14 protein-coding genes and 3 pseudogenes are annotated in these 17281 nt (G+C 68.4%); 9 read left to right on the top strand and 8 right to left on the bottom strand.

The features are described from left to right. Both ACZ6S5_RS29425 and ACZ6S5_RS29430 read left to right on the top strand, forming a co-directional pair. A partial coding sequence (locus ACZ6S5_RS29425) for an FG-GAP-like repeat-containing protein (protein WP_466005477.1) occupies positions 1-435 on the top strand: 435 nt, incomplete at its 5' end. Between the two features lie 199 nt (positions 436-634). Beyond that, entirely contained in the window at positions 635-2008 is a 1374-nt protein-coding gene (locus tag ACZ6S5_RS29430) for an RNA-guided endonuclease InsQ/TnpB family protein (RefSeq protein WP_466005490.1), read from the top strand. 17 nt (positions 2009-2025) lie between these two features. On the opposite strand, the pseudogene ACZ6S5_RS29435 reads toward ACZ6S5_RS29430, so the two are convergent. Continuing rightward, positions 2026-2180 (bottom strand): annotated as a pseudogene (locus ACZ6S5_RS29435) (IS5/IS1182 family transposase); the annotation flags it as partial. Between the two features lie 61 nt (positions 2181-2241). Here ACZ6S5_RS29435 and ACZ6S5_RS29440 point away from each other — a divergent pair. Continuing rightward, positions 2242-2424 carry a hypothetical protein gene (locus tag ACZ6S5_RS29440; RefSeq protein WP_466005492.1) on the top strand — a complete coding sequence of 61 codons (183 nt, stop codon included), beginning with the start codon at positions 2242-2244 and terminating at the stop codon, positions 2422-2424. Positions 2425-2503: 79 nt separating this feature from the next. On the opposite strand, the gene ACZ6S5_RS29445 is transcribed toward ACZ6S5_RS29440, so the two are convergent. Together ACZ6S5_RS29445 and ACZ6S5_RS29450 are read right to left on the bottom strand one after the other, a co-directional pair. Beyond that, positions 2504-2749 (bottom strand): hypothetical protein, encoded by a 246-nt coding sequence (locus ACZ6S5_RS29445; RefSeq protein WP_466005478.1) that lies wholly within the window; start codon positions 2747-2749, stop codon positions 2504-2506. 217 nt (positions 2750-2966) lie between these two features. Further along, on the bottom strand, positions 2967-3197 hold the full coding sequence (locus ACZ6S5_RS29450) for a DUF2188 domain-containing protein (RefSeq protein ID WP_466005479.1): 231 nt from the start codon (positions 3195-3197) through the stop codon (positions 2967-2969). A 320-nt stretch (positions 3198-3517) separates the two neighbouring features. Here ACZ6S5_RS29450 and ACZ6S5_RS29455 point away from each other — a divergent pair. Both ACZ6S5_RS29455 and ACZ6S5_RS29460 read left to right on the top strand, forming a co-directional pair. After that, positions 3518-4317, top strand: a protein-coding gene (locus ACZ6S5_RS29455) for an IS5 family transposase (protein WP_466005491.1) whose coding sequence is annotated in 2 segments (ribosomal slippage) — positions 3518-3854 and positions 3854-4317 — 801 coding nt in all. Because the reading frame shifts where the segments join, the coding sequence is not laid out codon by codon here. A 441-nt stretch (positions 4318-4758) separates the two neighbouring features. Continuing rightward, on the top strand, positions 4759-6306 hold the full coding sequence (locus ACZ6S5_RS29460; RefSeq protein WP_466005480.1) for an alkaline phosphatase D family protein: 1548 nt from the start codon (positions 4759-4761) through the stop codon (positions 6304-6306). A 228-nt stretch (positions 6307-6534) separates the two neighbouring features. Here ACZ6S5_RS29460 and ACZ6S5_RS29465 read toward each other — a convergent pair whose 3' ends face one another. After that, complete coding sequence (locus ACZ6S5_RS29465) at positions 6535-8088, bottom strand: MFS transporter (RefSeq protein WP_466005481.1); 1554 nt, start codon at positions 8086-8088, stop codon at positions 6535-6537. A gap of 58 nt (positions 8089-8146) precedes the next feature. Here ACZ6S5_RS29465 and ACZ6S5_RS29470 point away from each other — a divergent pair, with 58 nt between their 5' ends. After that, entirely contained in the window at positions 8147-8677 is a 531-nt protein-coding gene (locus ACZ6S5_RS29470) for a winged helix-turn-helix transcriptional regulator (RefSeq protein ID WP_466005482.1), read from the top strand. A 220-nt stretch (positions 8678-8897) separates the two neighbouring features. Here the strand turns inward: ACZ6S5_RS29470 and ACZ6S5_RS29475 are convergent. Beyond that, positions 8898-9139, bottom strand: a pseudogene (locus ACZ6S5_RS29475) (IS1380 family transposase); the annotation flags it as partial. 772 nt (positions 9140-9911) lie between these two features. Between ACZ6S5_RS29475 and ACZ6S5_RS29480 the strand changes: the two are divergent. Then, positions 9912-11132: pseudogene (locus ACZ6S5_RS29480) on the top strand (discoidin domain-containing protein); the annotation flags it as partial. Between the two features lie 319 nt (positions 11133-11451). Here the strand turns inward: ACZ6S5_RS29480 and ACZ6S5_RS29485 are convergent. The 3 genes from ACZ6S5_RS29485 to ACZ6S5_RS29495 all read right to left on the bottom strand — a co-directional run bounded on the left by ACZ6S5_RS29485 (position 11452) and on the right by ACZ6S5_RS29495 (position 15670). Continuing rightward, on the bottom strand, positions 11452-13110 hold the full coding sequence (locus ACZ6S5_RS29485) for a glycosyltransferase family 39 protein (protein ID WP_466005483.1): 1659 nt from the start codon (positions 13108-13110) through the stop codon (positions 11452-11454). Between the two features lie 11 nt (positions 13111-13121). Beyond that, positions 13122-13934: a glycoside hydrolase family 26 protein gene (locus tag ACZ6S5_RS29490; protein ID WP_466005484.1), complete on the bottom strand. Its 813-nt coding sequence runs from the start codon at positions 13932-13934 to the stop codon at positions 13122-13124. Between the two features lie 218 nt (positions 13935-14152). Continuing rightward, a complete protein-coding gene (locus tag ACZ6S5_RS29495) occupies positions 14153-15670 on the bottom strand; it encodes a glycosyltransferase family 2 protein (RefSeq protein ID WP_466005485.1) in 1518 nt (505 codons plus the stop codon). 660 nt (positions 15671-16330) lie between these two features. Here ACZ6S5_RS29495 and ACZ6S5_RS29500 point away from each other — a divergent pair. After that, entirely contained in the window at positions 16331-16642 is a 312-nt protein-coding gene (locus ACZ6S5_RS29500; protein ID WP_466005486.1) for a helix-turn-helix domain-containing protein, read from the top strand. After that, a complete protein-coding gene (locus ACZ6S5_RS29505; protein ID WP_466005493.1) occupies positions 16570-17019 on the top strand; it encodes a hypothetical protein in 450 nt (149 codons plus the stop codon). The genes ACZ6S5_RS29500 and ACZ6S5_RS29505 overlap by 73 nt, the downstream gene beginning before the upstream one ends. Positions 17020-17281 lie beyond the last annotated feature (262 nt).

Consider the following 17281-nt stretch of genomic DNA (forward strand, 5'->3'; position numbering starts at 1 on the left):
GCGGCCGACTTCTCCGGCGACGGGAAGGCCGACGTACTCGGCGTCGACGCCGACGGCAACCTCTGGTACTACGCGAACAATGGTCTTGCCCTCTCAGCCCGGGTGCAGCTCGGCTACGGCTGGGGCACGTTCAAGCAGGTCATGGCGGCCGACTTCTCCGGTGACGGGCATGCGGACGTGTTGGGCGTCGACGCTTCGGGTTACCTCTGGTACTACCCGAACAATGGCCTCGCCATCCCGTCCCGGGTGCAGCTCGGCTACGGCTGGGGCACCTTCAAACACGTCTTCGCCTCGGACTTCTCCGGCGACGAACACGCTGACGTACTCGGCGTCGACGCTTCGGGCTACCTCTGGTATTACCCGAACAACGGCCTCGCCATCCCATCCCGAGTGCAGCTCGGCTACGGCTGGAGCACATTCCCGTTCGTCATGTGACCCCCGGTGTGGCGGCTCCCAGAAACCTGAAGAGCCGCCACACCCCTTCCGCAAAAGCTAGTGCGGTGTCCACTAACGTTCGCCGGGTTGGTGGCTCGGCGATTTTGTCGTACGGGTGGTGTTGGGTCGGGTTGTGGCTCGTCGTCGGAATCCTTGTGCGCCTCGTGTGGTGTATCGCACGGGGCGGGTGGCGTTGCGGGTGACGTCGGGGCAGCGGCGGCGGTGTTTCGGGTTGCTGCGTTCGGCTGGTGACGTGTGGGCGTGCGTGTTGGAGGTCAACGCGTGGCGGCGGCGCCGTCAGGCGGCGCCGTTGGTGGGCTATCAGGAGTTGTGTCGGGAGTTGGCGGCTTCGGGGTCGGGCACGTTCGGCGAGTTGGACTCGGTGGGTGCCCGGTCGGTGTTGCGCCGGTTCTCCGACGCGTGGTTCGCGGCGGCGAAGCGCCGTAAGGACGGGGACGTGTCGGCCCGCTTCCCGCGTCGGCGGCGCGGGTTGATGCCGGTGCGCTGGTATCACGGCACCTTCACCCTCGACGGGCGTCGGGTGCGGATCCCGGTGGCGAAAGGCTCGTCGCCGTTGTGGCTGCGCCTGGCCAGGGACGTGCCGTATCCGGTGGAGCAGGTCCGGTCGGTCACTCTGCTGTGTGAGGGTGGCCGGTTGTTCCTGGACGTGACCGCCGAAGTCCCGGTCGCGACCTACCTGCCCGGCCAGGGCCCGGACCAGGACCGGGTTGCCGGGGTGGATCTGGGGATCATCCACCCGTACGCGGTGGCCGGCCCGGACGGTGCCGGGTTGTTGGTGTCGGGGCGGGCGATCCGCGCCGAGCATCGGATGCATCTGGCGGATACGAAGGCTCGCCGCCGGGCGACGGCGGGGTGTGCGCCGAAGCCGGGGCAGCGGGGGTCGCGCCGGTGGCGGAAGTACCGGCGGCGGGCCCGGCTGGTGGAGGGCCGGCACCGGCGTCGGGTCCGGCAGGCCCAGCACGAAGCCGCCCGCACGGTGGTGTCCTGGGCGGTGGCGCAGCGGGTCGGTGTGCTGCACGTCGGTGACCCGCGCGGAGTGCTCGGCATTGATGCGGGGCGGCGGCACAACCTGCGGCTGCGGCAGTGGCAGATCGGCCGGCTCCTGCAGATCCTGATCGACAAGGCTGTCCTGGCCGGCATCACCGTCCACCTGGTCGACGAGCGTGGCACCTCCTCCACCTGCCCCGCCTGCCGGCGGCGCATCCCGAAACCGCGTGGGCGGACCATGTCCTGCCCCCACTGTCAGTTTTCCGGGCACCGTGACCTGGTCGCGGCCGCCACCATCGCCACCCGCATCCCGGGCGGCGGACCCACCACCCCCACACCACCCGTCGTGGTGGTGCCCGGGGTGGTCACGCACCGTCGAGCCGGCCGACACCTGCCCGGTGCCGGCCAGTCCCGACGTGACCCCCGCCGCCCCCAACAAGCGGCGCGAGGATCAGGTGGCCCGCGGAGGCCCGCCCCACCAACCGGTGGGGAGTCGCTCGCCACACGGCGAGGATCCACAACGCTGCACCGGAAACCCGGTGAACGTCAGTGGACACCGCACTAGCGCAGAATTGCGTTTGATCATGGGCGGCGGTTGGGGCGGGTGTTCCAGCAGTAGAGGTCCATGACCGCCGGATGAGGCTACGTACGGTGATGATCGCGTCGGCGAGGTCGAAGAACGCGTTGATGACGTCTTCGGTTCGTTCGTAGCAGCGTTGTAGCCGGTCGGCGGCCGAGGCGTGTGACGGATCGCCAGCGCGTTCGGCGAGGGCCGGTCGAGCGTGTTGACGTGGGACGGTGCAGCCGCCACCCACGGCGGTGGCTGCGCCGACATCGAAGAACTCGACCGCGATCACGGTTCAGCAGTGGGACATCAACCTCGGAACAGGGCAAGGGCCAAGCGGCGACATCGACGGAGTGATCATCTCGTGGGTCCGTACGTCAGAAGCCGAAGCCCGCTACGAGACGCAGAAGCACTGAGGCTGTACAGCCATCGGTACAGCCAAGCTGACCGACGCAGACCCGGGGGAGAGCGACGCCGGCTGACAGCTCACGCAGGTCAGCGGCGCCAACCGACGCCGGCAGACACCCCTTCGACCGTTAGCAGCGCCACCGCGCCGATGAGCAGCACGACGTGCAGCCCGACAAAGAGCGCGAGCAGCACCCACGGGCCGCTGGTGGTCCCTCTCAGAAGCAGGGCGGCCGCCGCACCGACCACGACCATCTGCCCCACCGCCAGGCGGTTTGGATTCGCCAGGGGCGGCGTGGTCAAAGCCGACCGTGATGGGGCCAGGTGCTCGGCCATGCTCTAGTCCGCTGTTGCGCGTCAGTCCGTCCCACACGGAGCAGCACGGCTGGTCAGTGGTCAGCGTGGCAGATCCGGCCTTCCACTGCTGTCCCGAACCCCTCTCTTCGCTGGCGGGCCGCACGGTGTCGACGCCGGCCTTCGTGATCTGGCTGCTCATCCACACGGCAAAGGCCGTCTTCCCACGGGATGACGGCCCCTGCGATGTACATGCGGCTCAACCGGGGATCTCTCGGGGGTCGCGGCTGCGCGGGTAGGTGTTCTTCTCCCCGATCGTGCCGTCCTGCTTCTTGATCACGTGCTCGGCGTCGCGCTGCTTGGCCATCTCCCGGCCGGCGGCTTCCGCTTCCTCCTTCGTGTCGTGAACGGTGCTCGCCCGCTGGTTGCCCTCCGGACGGTTCTTCCACTGCCCGTCCTGCGGATACGTCTCGATGTCGCCCTTAGCCATGGTCGTGGCCTCCCTGGTCTTCATGGTCGGTCACGAATATCTGCCCCGCCTGAGTTCCCTGAAACGTTCAGCGCGTCAGTCAGGCGGCGGTGAGGGAGGATGCGGCGAGAAGAAGACCTAACCCTGCACGGGCTTCAGCGCAGGTGAGCGGCTTGGTGGGCGGTGCCATGTACCGTCGCCGTACCAAGCAAAGACCACTACTGCTTGCGATGACGACTAAGAACTCCTAACAGAATGATCTAGGCGGATGCTCGGGTCTATCCCTCATGGACGATCAACTACAGTGATCGGCCGTGAGGCGAGGTGAGGAACCGCCGTGGATCGTCTCGGACGACCTGTGGGCCGAGATCGAGCCGTTGCTGCCGCCCCGACCGCCTCGTCGGCGTCGCTATCCCGGTCGCAAGCCGCTCGATGACCGGAAGGTGCTGTGCGGGGTCTTGTTCGTGCTCTATACCGGGATCCCGTGGGAGTACCTGCCTCAGGAACTCGGATTCGGGTCAGGCATGACCTGCTGGCGCAGGTTGCGGGACTGGAACGACGCCGGGGTGTGGCAACGGCTGCACGAGGTGCTGCTGGGGCGACTACGCGGCACCGGGCAGCTGGACATGTCCCGGGCGGTGATCGACGGCTCCCACGTTCGGGCGCTCAAGGGCGGCCCAAAACCGGTCCGAGCCCGGTCGACCGCCGCCGACCGGGCTCGAAACACCACGTCATCACCGACGCCGGCGGCATCCCCCTCGCCGCAAGCCTGACCGGCGGCAACCGACACGACGTCACCCAACTCCTGCCCGTGGTCGACAAGGTTCCACCGATCCGAGGCATCCGTGGTCGTCCGCGGCAACGACCGACGCGGCTCTACGCCGATCGCGGCTACGACTACGACTGCTACCGCCGCCAACTCCGAGACAGGGGCATCACCCCGGTCATCGCCCGACGCGGCGTCAGCCACGGCTCGGGCCTGGGCACCCGACGGTGGGTCGTCGAGCAGACCATCGCCCTGCTGCACTGGTTCCGCCGCCTACGCATCCGCTGGGAGATCCGCGACGACATCCACGAAGCCTTCCTCACCCTCGCCTGCGCCATCATCTGCTGGCGCCGACTCCAACGCTCAAAGAGTTAGGGGCTCTAAGTAGACGTGCCGGCGGCGGTCCGACGACGATTGCGTTAAGGCGCCCGCCGACGGCTGCCCTGCTGTTCGCCCGGGCCGGGTGACAGCGGATCAGCCGGTCGAGATTTGGATGGTCCTACACGAGGGCGGGCAAAGGCCACCGCCCTGGTCGATCCGTAGCCAGCTTCGATCGCGCCGGCGGGGCAGTTGGCGGTGCGACGTCCCTGACGCGGTGTGCGAGGGCGCCAACCGGCAGTCGACTCGGCGACGCGGATATACCGGATGCACGATCGCGTCTCGTGTTTCGTTGCCGCCCGCCTTGGTGGTCGGCGCCCAGCCGGGCCTCGGATGATTGCGGACGCGTTCGCCTGTTGTGTCCGTACGGCCACCCGGCGGCCATCTTGGTCCCAAGAATCGGTGGTGATCTCTTGTCACCCCTGAAGGGACAGTCGCATGCCCTCACTTCACCGGCGCACATTCCTCGGGCTCACGGGTGCGACCGGCGCAGGAGTCGCCGCCGCCATCGCCGGCTTCTCCGCGGCACCGGCCTGGGCCGACCCCAGTTTCGCCGACAACCCGTTCACTCTGGGCGTCGCCTCCGGTGACCCGTACCCCGACGGGGTCGTCCTGTGGACCCGGCTGGCGCCGGACCCGCTGGCTGTTGACGGGTCGGGTGGGATGCCGGCCCGGGTCGTCCCGGTGCTCTGGCAGGTGGCCGAGGACGAGCAGTTCCGGCAGGTGGTCCGCGCGGGCGAGGAACTCGCCGCACCAGAGCTCGGCCACTCGGTGCACGCGGAGGTCACCGGGCTGCGCCCCGACCGCGAGTGCTTCTACCGGTTCCGGGTGGGCACGCAGCTCAGCCCGGTCGGGCGAACCCGCACGGCCCCGGCGTACGACGCGGACCGGCGGCGGCTCGCCTTCGGCTTTGTGTCCTGCCAGAACCTGCCGGCCGGGCACTTCACCGCCTACCGGCACCTGGCTGAGGAGGACCTGGACCTGGTCCTGCACCTTGGCGACTACATCTACGAGGGCCCGGGAGTCAGCGCGATCGGCCGGCCGCACCTGCCCGCCACTGAGATCTTCTCGCTCAGCGACTACCGGATCCGGCACGCCCAGTACAAGACCGACCCGGATCTGCAGCTCGCGCATGCCCGGTTCCCGTGGGCGGTCACCTGGGACGACCACGAGGTGGAGAACAACTACGCCGACGGGACGTCCGAGGATCCGAAGCAGTCGCAGGAGAGCTTCCGGCAGCGCCGGGCGCTCGCCTATCAGGCGTACTACGAGCACATGCCGCTGCGCCGGGTGAGCATCCCGCAGGGAGCGGACATGCGGCTGTACCGGCGGCTGCGCTACGCGAACCTCGCCGAGTTCAACATCCTCGACGGCCGGCAGTACCGGTCCGACCAGGTGCCCGCCGGGATGGACAACCCGTCCCGGACCATGCTCGGCAGCGCCCAGGAGCGGTGGCTGCTCGACGGTCTGGCCGCCTCGACGGCGCGGTGGAACGTGCTGGGTAACCAGACTGTGATCGCCGAAGCCGACCGGGACCCGGGTCCCGGCAAGCGGCTGTCGGACGACAACTGGAACGGTTACGCGGCGGCCCGGCAGCGCCTCTTCGACGGTGTGGTCGAGCGTGGCGTACAGAACATGGTGGTGGTCACCGGCGACGCGCACTGCAGCATGGTCGCCGACCTGAAGCAGAACTTCGACGACCAGTCGTCCCGCACCGTCGGGGTCGAATTTCTCGGCACCTCCATCACCTCGGGTGGCAACGGCTCCGACATGGACACCCGGGGCACCGAGTGGCTGGCCAGCAACCCGCACATGCGGTTCTACAACGGTCGGCGGGGATACGTTCGCTGCCAGCTCGACCAGCAGATGTGGCGCACCGACTACCGCGTCGTGCCGTATGTCACCGAGCTGGGCGTCCCGGTGTCGACCAGGGCCAGCTTTGTGGTGGAGAACGGCCGGCCAGGCGTCCAGGTGGATGTGAGCTGACGGCAAGCATGTCAGTAGGTCCCGTACCGGTCGGTGCTGACCCTTCGCGTGATTCGCCACGGGTTTCAAGCGGATTGCCGGTGGTGCCGGTACGGGCTCACGTAGCTCAGGGTTTGCAGCGTGTGTGGGCATCGCCCTCGCATCTCCGCCCAACGAGCAGGTCGTCCCGACGGGAATGTTGTGCGGTCGGGTGTCCCAGCCTGAGCCAGGTGACGCCCCTCTCGATCGTCAGTGACGAGCGGGGCGGTGCCGGATGAACAGCATCGTCGGGATCACCATGACCAGTAGAACGACGCCGCCGACGAGCCAGCCGAGGTGAAGGGCGTCGGTGAAGGCTCGCGGCACGGCGAGGGAGAGCGTGTGTGCCAGCGGGGCCGGGAGCTGAGCGGTGCTGCCGCCGCGCGTGGCTCCCGCGACGATCGCTTCGGCCGTGTCGGACGGCACTCCGGCCGTCGCGAGTTGCTCGTGCAGGTACTTCGGGAAGCGTGTCGTCGCGAGGGTGCCGAGGATGCTCGGGCCTAGCACGCTGCCCAACTGGCGGAACATGTTGACCGAGCCGGCGGCCATGCCGGCCTGCAGCGGTGGCACGCTGTTGACGGCGGCGGCGGTCGAGGGCGCCACCAGCAGCGCCGAGCCGACGCCGGCGACGAACAGCGCCGGCCACATCGCTGCGTATCCGCTGAACGGGCCGACCATCAGCAGCGCGAGGGCCCCGGCGCCCATGAGAACGAGCCCCGCGGCGAGCATGGGGGCTATGCCGACCCGGCGGGCCAGGCGTCCGGCGAGTGCGCTGACGACGATGTAGGGGACGAACATGGGGAGCAGCTTCACGCCGGTCTCCAGGGCGCTTGCGTGGGCGATCCGTTCCAGGTAGAGGACGGTGAGCAGCGAGATGCCGACGAAGCCGAACATGGTGACGGCGGCGATGGTCATCACGGTCGCGAACGAGGCGCTCTTGAACAGCCGCAGGTCCAACATGGGGTCGTGGTGGCGGAGTTCGAGCCGGACGAAGGCCGCCAGCGAGGCGGCGAAGACCGCGTAGGCCACGATGATCGGGGGCCGGCCGTAGCCGCTGGCGCCGCCCTGGATGATGGCGTAGGTCGCTGACGCGGCGGCGATGGTGCCCAGCAGCACGCCGGCGGGATCGAGTCGCCGGGTCGGGTGCTTGCTCTCTGTCACGAACGGCCGGGCGAGCACGAGGGCGAGCGCCCCGAGGGCGAGGTTGGTGAGGTAGACCGCGTGCCAGGAGGCCCGGTCCAGGAGCGCGCCCGCCACCAGCGGTCCGATCGCCAGCCCGAGGCCGGCGCAGCTGGCCCAGACGCTGATGGCGCCGGTCCGCTCGTGGTGGTCGGTGAAGGCGTGACTCACGATCGACAGGCTCGACGGCAACACGGCCGCCGCGCCGATGCCCATCACGGCCTGGGCCGTGATGAGCAAACCCGTGTTCGGCGCGGCGAAGGCGAGCGCGCTGCCGAGGGTGAAGAGAGCGACGCCGTAGGAGAAGACCCGCCGCCGCCCGAGCAGGTCGCTGAGGGTGCCGGCGGAGAGGACCAGGCTAACCACGGCGAGGCTGAAGGCGCTGCTTACCCAGACCAGCGTGCTGGCGGACATGTGTAGGTCGTCCTGGATCGGCGGCAGCGCCGAGATGGTCGATGACACGTTGACGAAGCTCATCATCACGCCCAGGCAGACGACGAAGAGCGCGAACCATCGTCGGCGTGCCTCGGTCGTCGGGGCCGGGCGGGGCTCTGAGGCGGTGTTAGGCTGGCTAGTGGAAACCATAGCCAGAACGGTAACACCCCTGGCTATGCAATCGCCTAGCCAGATGGGTGTGGTAGCCATGACACAGCCAGCCGGGCCGGCCAAGCCGGACACCGACGCCGTCATCACCTTGTCCGGCCGCTTCGCCGATCGCGACGAGTGGCAGGCGGAGGGCTGGTGCCGCATGGAGCACGCGCTGGAGCTGATCGGCACCCGGTCGGCGATGATCCTGATGCGCGAGATCTACTACGGTGGCCGGCGCTTCGACGAACTGGCCCGGCGTACCGGCCTGACCGAGGCGGTGGCCGCCAAACGGCTCAAACAGCTGGTCACCGACGGCCTGCTGCAGCGGCAGCCGTACCAGGAGCCGGGCAAGCGGACCAGGTACGAGTACGTCCTCACCGAACTGGGCCGGGAGCTGTTCCCCGTGCTCGTCGCGCTGCTGCAGTGGGGGGAGCGGCTCGGCCGGGAGGGTGGCGTCGAACTCGTGCATGCCGGCTGCGGGAGTCCGCTTGGCGTCGTGGTGAAGTGCGCAAAGGGCCACGAGGTGGCGCTACCGGACACGGCCGCCCGGTTGGTGACGGACGGAAACGGCACCGACATCCCGTAAATCGGCCGGCTACCTCTCCCGACGACGAGCTGCGAGGGTTCAGCGGCGAAGACCAGGACACCGTCGAGTGCGCCCGCTGCCGGTACTCGCGCTGCGCAGGTGACCGTGGGACTGGCGGCGGCGGTGCACCGGCCGCGGGTGTCTACCGAAGGGTTCTGGAGCGTGCTGATCGGCTCCGATCGTCGCGTGCCGGTTGGGTTCCTTTGGCGTTGGGCACTTTGTCGATAGCCGCGATCGCCTCACCGCCGTCGGCGATCATCACCGTCAGGTCGACCAGCCACCCTGCCCCGGTCCCGACCCGGAACGAACCCGCGCCGGGCCACCGCCGTCGACAACGCCGGTCAGCCCGCTGCGATCAGCCAGCAGCCGCAGCAGCGCCGCCCCGACGTGCGAGACCGCGCGACGGCCACCGGCCTCGACGGACAAGCCCCTGGACCAATCGGTAATTCTGTGAGGTTCCACCCCGGGAGGGGCAACGCGCCTCCCGGGGCTCCCTGTCGCCTGACCGAAAGCGGCGTTGTTTCAGATGCTGCTTCCGGCTGGGATAAGGCCTTGACCTGCGCCGACGGCAGGACGACGCTGACCTGCATCCGGACATTCAGCCCGACCTCGGGCAGACCGGTCAGCCCGTTGCGGCAGGCAATAAGCATATCTCTTTTTAACCGTTTTCGGGTAAACATGACGGTACGCGCCCTACGCGTTAGCTGCCCACGGTAGGCAGCACCACGGATTGCGGCAAATTAGCTACCGGCCATCGATAAAGGCAATCGTGATTCCTATGCATATGCGTAATTCAATCCGTTTCGCCGGGGCGTTGCTGGTCTGCATAATCGGCCTGTCGGTCGCCACACCGGCTCGGGCGCAGCTGAGCGCTCAGATCCCCCTCTGGGGAGAGCAGGTGGGCCGCACCGCGGAAGGCTTCCCACAGAACTGCCAAGTGCTCGGAAATGGTCCCTTTGTCGGCCTGGATGTCTGGACCTTCGACCTGCCACTCCCCGAGCAGGGCGAGTTCACGGCGCTGACCCTGTCCTTCTGGACGCCGGAAGGCCAACAACTCCCCCCGATCAGCGTTCCCGGTCCCGACGGTGACATCATCAGTGGCACTTCGCTGGCGCGGGTCAGGGTGCCGGCCGGGTCGCAGATCATCAGCGGCAGCGCCGAGGTCACGGGCAACCCAATAGGCGACTTCACCGTGTCCCAGACCTGTTTGGCGATTCCGCTCACGCCCGACGTCAATCTCGCGTGGAACAAGCCCGCGACCGCGGACAGCCAGTGCGCGCCGACCGAGGGCCCGGAGAAGGCCGTCAACGGTGGCTGGTACGGCGCGTCGGACAAGTGGTGCTCCAAGGGGGCCAGCAAGTGGCTGCGCGTCGATCTCGGATCCACTGCGACCATCAGGCAGTTCGTGGTGCGTCATGCGGGCGCCGGCGGGGAACCGACGTCGTACAACACCCGCGCCTTCAACATCCAGGTCAGCGCTGACGGCACAACGTGGACGACGGCCGTCACCGTGACCGCGAACACAGCGAACGTCACCACCAGCGACGTGGCGGCAACCGGCCGCTACGTCCGCCTCAACGTCACCACCCCGACACAGACCACTGATCCCTCGGCCCGCATCTACGAGCTGGAGGTCTACGGCGGGGTCAATCTCGCGCTGAACAAGCCCGCGACCGCGGACAGCCAGTGCGCTTCGACCGAAGGCCCGGAGAAGGCCGTCAACGGTAGCTGGAGCGGCGCGTCGAACAAGTGGTGCTCCAAGGGGGCCAGCAAGTGGCTGCGCGTCGATCTCGGATCCACTGCGACCATCAGGCGGTTCGTGGTGCGGCATGCTGGCGCCGGTGGAGAACCGACGTCGTACAACACCCGCGCCTTCAACATCCAGGTGAGCGCTGACGGCACAACGTGGACGACGGTCGTCACCGTGACCGCGAATACGGCGAACGTCACTACCCACGACGTGAGGGCAACCAGCCGCTACGTCCGCCTCAACGTCACCACCCCGACACAGACCACCGATCCCGCAGCCCGCATCTACGAGCTGGAGGCCTACGGCCAGGCCGGGTCGCTGCCGCCGGAAGTCAATCTCGCGCTGAACAAGCCCGCGACCGCGGACAGCCAGTGCTCTGCGACCGAAGGCCCGGAGAAGGCGGTCAACGGTAGCTCGGGCGGCGCGTCGAACAAGTGGTGCTCCAACGGGATCGACAAGTGGCTGCGCGTCGATCTCGGGACCCCCGGAGGCCCGCTTGTGAACATCCGGAAGTTTGTGCTGCGCCATGCTGGCGCCGGCGGCGAGCCGGCGTCGTACAACACCCGCGCCTTCAACATTGAGATGAGCGCTGACGGCATACAGTGGTGGACGGTCGTCACCGTGACCGCGAATACGGCGAACGTCAGTACCCACTACGTGGACGCATTTGGCCGCTACGTCCGCCTCAACGTCACCACCCCGACACAGACCACTGACCCCTCGGCCCGCATCTACGAGCTGGAGGCTTACCCGCCATCGTGATTTGCGATGTGCGCGTATCACCCAAAAGGAGCAACTGGGGCTTAACTCTCGAGTCGGGATGGTGCCGGTGGCCGCTGGCTGGTTCGGTGTGTTGACGCTACGTGGAGCGGCCCCCGCCTGATCATCGGGATCGGCCAAGACCTTCGATGTGGGGCCCGACCAGGTGACGGGTGCCGTTGTCCGCGAAGAACTCGCGGAGTTCTGCCCGCGGCGCGTCGGACGCCGGCGGTTCACCCTGCAGGAGGCCGCCGACCCGACAGGCTCATTTCGAGTTCGGTATGCGGCCGGATCCTGTGCGCGTCAGCAGCACTACCCGCACGCCCTGAAACTGCTGAGGAGACGAAGCGGCGAACTGGCCGCGCAGTAGTGCCTTGCGTGGGTCGCTCAGTCCGTCGAACGGGTCACGGGAGGTCGTGGTGCTGACCAGCCAGAGCCGCTGTGTGTCGCCGAGGCAGGCCGACCAATCGTCGCACTCGCGGCCGGAGAACGACCCGCGCTCGGCCGCTGACACCTCCAGGAACACGTCGCGGGGCGCGTCGTCGTGGCGTAGCTCGTACCGGGTCGCCTTGCGGCCGAGGCCGGACAGTTCGCCGAACACGTCGTTGTAGGCGATACCGTCGCCAGGCTGCGCCTGGTCCCGGATCGCGAGGATCGCGCCCCGGTAGTCCGGCTGGCCGACCACCGGCGACCGGCGGACCTCGCGTTGGTCGGGGAGCCCGACGTAGGCGACCGTCGCCACTGCGGTAATGCCGATGATGACGGAGGCGACGGCCGTCGTGCGCCGAGCCGGCAACGCGATGACGAGGGCGTTGACGGCGACTGCGGCGAGCAGCGCCCATGCGGGCAGGGTGAACTGCAGGTAGCGGGCCAGGAGTAGGTGCAGCATGTCGAATGTCGCGTAGCAGAACGCTGGCGGCAGTACGGTCCAGGCCAGCAGGACGGCGAGGTTGAAGCGGTGTGCCCGGTGGAGCACGAGCGCGCCGACCGCGGCTGCGGCGAGCACGATGACGGCGATGGTCTGCGATGCGAACAGCGACTGCGGAAGGTCGAGAAGAGGCTTGGCCTTGACCCAGTTGATCTGCCCGGACTGCTGCGACGCTCTCGACAGTAGCGGCAGCGCCGCCACGACCAGGACGGTCACGGCGGCGAGGCCGCGCCACACCCGCAGGTTCTGGGCGCGGTGGGCGGCGCGCCAGAACAGCAGCCCGTGGGGCGCGAGGACCAGCAGCGCCACGAAGTTAAGCCATGCGAGCGCGGCCACGGTCACGCCGTACAGGAACCACCTCCGCCACCTCGGGCATTCCAGGGCGCGGAGCAGCAGGACGGTGGCGACGACAGCGACGGCGGTGACCGCGGCGTACGACCGGGCCTCCTGGGCATAGCGGGACACCGATGGGATGAACGCGAACAGCAGCCCGGCGGTGAGGCCGACCGGGGCGCTGAACAGCCGCCGGCCGAGCAGGGTGAGCGCGCCGGCCGTGATGGCGGTGGCGGCGATGGAAGGGCCGCGCAGCGCGAGCGGAGAATCCCCGAACGCGACGATCCACGCGTGCATGAACACGTAGTAGAGCGCGTGGACAATGTCCACCTTCTGCAGCAGCCTGACGAAGTCGTCGATCCCCAGAGTGCTCGCGTGCCAGGTGGCGTACTCATCGTTCCACATCTGCCGGCCGGCGGCGCCGACGACGCCCAGGGCGGTCGCGGTGATACCCGCGGGCGTGGCGAGCAGCATGGTCCGCACCACGCCGAGGCGGCGGAGCGTGCTGGCCTCGGGCCCGTCGAGCCCGTCGGCCCGGATGCGGTCGATCAGGACGGTGGCGTCATCGCGTACCACGGGCCTGTCGAAGACGACGGTGGCGTCGTTGGGCGGCCCGGGCCTATCGAACATGACGGTGGCGTCGTCGGGCGCGCTGTTCCTCATTGGTGGGCCTCTCACGGTTGGCACGGCACGCGGCCGGCCGGAAGGGTGGCCTTGAACGCGGCGAGGTTGGCCGGATCGTCGTCAAATCGCCAGTCAGCGGTGCCGCCCTGGCCGCGCTTCCGCTGGCTCCACACGAAGCCGGCGACGTCGGGGTTGGCGCGCAGCCACGGCCCGAAGGCGCGAATCCACGACAGCTTGGTGGGGCCGTGCTGGGCGCCGGTCTCGGTGAGGATGATCGGCTTGTCGGTGATGGCGCGGATCTGGGCGAAGGTCTTGGCGTAGGTCACCTCGGGGCTGCGTTCGCGGACGCCGTAGCCGGTGACGCCGACGAAGTCAACCCACTCGTTTCCCGGGTAGTAGGCGTTGACGGGGGTGTCGACAGCGCCGCGGAGGATGTTCGGCGACCACACCCACAGCACGTTGGTGGCGCCGGCGTCGCGGAACAGGGCGACGACACGTCGCCACGCCTGTATGTATTCGGCGGGGGTGTTGCCGGCCACCGGGCCCCACGGGTACCACCGGCCGTTCATCTCGTGCGCGAACCGCAGCATGATGACGTCGCGGTACTGAACGACGGCGCGGGCGATCTTAAGGTACTCCCGGTCCCATTTGCCGTCGATCGTCGCGCGTAACGTGAAGTCCGGCTGGTTGGGGCCTGCGCCGGCCCGCCATGGCTCTAACGACATCAGCGGCGTGCCCGGGTTCTTCCGGATGTCCTCCACCGTCACTCCTGCCGCGACCGAGACGAAGAACTGCACCCACGTCGGCCGACACCCGGTAGCGGCGTGGACCACGTCGAGTGCATGTTCGGTGCGGTCTGCCATGTTGATCCCGAACACGGGCCCCGTGCCCAGCACGTCGCTGGTCTTGGCTACAACGGGTACTGGGGCGGCAGGTGCGGGCGACGCTGTTCTGGTGTCGACGCTCCGAGCCTGGTCGCCCCGACGTGCATCATTCAAGTCAGGCGGGGTGCAGCTGGCGACGACAGTCATGGCGGCTGCCGCGGCGACGGCTGCTAGGAGGGTCCGCCTCATGCTTTCGCTCACAAGGGCGTCACGGGCTGCGGCTGACGGGTCGGCTTGTTCCGATCAAGCGCCACTGCCGAACGGGCTGGGGCGCGGCGAGGCCGCCGTCGGCGCAGCCCCGCGTTGCCGAGGAGCAGCGGTACGGTGAAGTACATTGATGGCAGAGTGAACAGTATCGACGCCCAGTACCGGTCGATGCCGTAGGTGGCGGCGCCGAGTGCGAGCCCTAGCCATAGCAGCAGGTGCACGGTCACCAGCCATGCCCGGAGCAGGCGGAACACGCGCTTGGCGACTGGCGCGCCCTTCGCCGCCCCGGTCGGAACCCAGGCGGCCGTGCGTTCACGCAGGAAGTCGAAGAGAGCCACGGCGTGGCAGAACCCGATGAGCAGCTGGATGCGTACGACCGCCGGTGTCCACCGGCCGTGCGTGACCACGGGCATCATCAATGCCCACACCATCACCGCGCCGACCAACGGCAGGTAGTTGGCCGGCTTGATGTACTGGGGGAAGGACCAAGCCATGAGCAGACCGGGGATCGGCACCGTGAACACCGCGAGTGACGTGGTGATGTAGTAGAGGAATCCCGTCCAGAAGCACAGCTTTTGCCTTACCGTCAGCGGCGAGCGGTGGAACCTGGGGTCGCCGAGCAGGCTCATCGATCCGGTGCACCAGCGGTACTGCTGCGGGGCGAACCCGTCGAAGTCGTCGGGGCACAGGCCCTTCGCGAGATTCACCGGCACGTAACGGGTGACGTAGCCGGCCTTGGCCATGTTCACTCCGGTGTGGACGTCCTCGCTGTGCCCGATCTGCGCGAAGCCGCCCCCGGCCATCAGCGCGGCGCGCCGGTAAATCGCGTTGGTGCCGACGCAGATCGCCGCGTCGACCGCGTCTCGGGCGGGCTGGACCCACCGGTAAAACAGCTCCTGGGTGGCCCCGGCCGCGCGCTGCAGCCAGTTGAAGCCCGGGTGCTTCACGTCGAAGTACTGCGGTGTCTGGACTATGCCGACCTTCGGGTCCTCGAAATAGGGGGCGATTTCCAGAGTCATGTCCTCTCGCGGCGCGAAGTCGGCGTCGAAGACGTGAATCAGATCCCCGTTGGAGTACGCGAACCCGTAGGCCAGGTTCCCGGCCTTCCTCATGATGGGCCGATTGGGGCGTACCAGGTAGCGGAACCCGTGCCCCTCTGCAAGCTCCCGCACGGCGAGCCGGTCAGAGTCATCGAGGACGTACACCGTCATGACCCCAGGCCACCGGAGCCGCGAGACGTGCTCGTAGGTGTTGGCGAGGATCTGTAGGTCCTCGCCGGCCGTGGGTAGGAACACGTCGATCGACGGGTACCGGGCGGGCCGGTAGGCCGCGATACGGGCCCTGTGCTCGGCGAGGTTACTGCGGCGCTTGCGGGTGCTGGACAGCAGGCTGATCGCGACCCCGCCGATCTGCACCGCGATGATCACGAATAGCGGGCTCGTCCACCACGTTTGGATGGCCATCCGAGTCATGCCGTACATCACGGCGGCGAACGCGAGGAACAGCACCGCAAAGATCCATCGCGACTGTGCGCCGTAGTACTGGCACTTTTCGGCGTCGGTGGGCGGCTGAGGGGCGTAGACCGCAGCCTGCTCGGCCTGCGGCTGCTCATGTGAACGACGCGGGGGGCGCGCGGCCCTTCCACGCGCCCGATGCCGAGTCCGTGGGGGCGAAGCCGGGCGCGACCTCCCAGCGACTGTCGATGCGGGCCCCTCAGGAACGCCGGGGCGCTCGGGCTCCACCATGCCGTCCACGCGTGGCCAAGTGTCCGTCCGCTCCCGGACTTCATCAAGAGAGAACGGCACGTTCGTCAGCTCTCCTCAAGCCTCACGGCGTTGAATGGTCAGCAGTCCTGCCGCCCCGCCCGAAGTACAACCGATGCCGCGTGTACTGCGTTACCGGCTCCTCACCAATCTCTTTCATCAGACCGCCTCACCTCATGTTGCGAAGGTGGATGCCGGCGGGAGCGAAACAGGGACAGGGTTAACAACTGTTGGCGTGTCGGTGGTCGTTAGCGATATCTAGCGCCCCTATGGTTGCCGGCGTGACTAGGACCTTGTGCGTGACGTGGCCGAGATCCTGACCTCGCTGGGCGCCCGCCTGCACGGCCGCGGCGCCGCCGGGAACCGGGCCCGCCGTGCCATCGAAGCTGTCACCGCGGACCCGGCGTGAAGACAATCCAGGCGTACCGGTTCGCTCTGGACCTCAACCCGGGCCAGGAACGCGACGTCCTCGCGCATGCCGGGGCCGCCCGGGTCGCGCACAACTGGGCGCTGGCCCGGGTCAAAGCTGTCATGGATCAGAGGGCCGCTGAACGCACGTACGGTGTTCCGGATGGGCAGCTCACCCGGGGATCTCGTGGTCGCTGCCCGCGCTGCGCAAGGCGTGGAACGCCGTCAAGCAGGACGTGGCGCCGTGGTGGGCCGAGTGTTCGAAGGAGGCGTTCAACACCGGCCTTGACGCGCTGGCTCGGGCGTTGAGGAACTGGTCGGACTCCCGGACGGGTAAGCGGGCCGGCCGGCCGGTCGGGTTCCCTCGGTTCAAGTCCCGCCGCCGCACCACGCCCAGCGTGCGGTTCACCACCGGAACGATCCGCGTGGAGCCGGACCGCACGCATGTGGTGCTGCCGCGGCTGGGACGGTTGAAGCTGCACGAGTCGGCCGGCAAGCTGGCCCGCCGCCTCGACAACGGCACCGCCCGGATCATGTCCGCGACCGTCCGGCGCGACGGCAGCCGGTGGCACGTCGCGTTCACCGTCGAGGTCGAGCGAGCCCAACGCCGACCGACGCGGCCCGACTCGACGATCGGAGTCGACGTCGGCATCACGAACCTTGCCGTGCTGTTCGCAACAGCCTGACCGAGGCGTGAGCACGATCAGCCCCGGCGCAGCCAGGTACGTGCCGGCGCCCAAATCGAAGGCGTAGGCATCTTGGGCGGGGCCGACCGACCACCATCTGATCGGCGGTGGCCTCCTCAGCAGGGACGGCAACTCGCCGTCGCGCGCCTTCGCCGGGTTGGCGCGGTGCTTAGGGGGTGTCTCAGTTGGTGAGGTTGTGGCCTCGGGCATGATCTTCTATTTGTGGCGGATGTTGTCGAGGACATGATCCAGACCTGGGCGC

It is taken from the genome of Micromonospora sp. NPDC051924 (assembly GCF_055586005.1).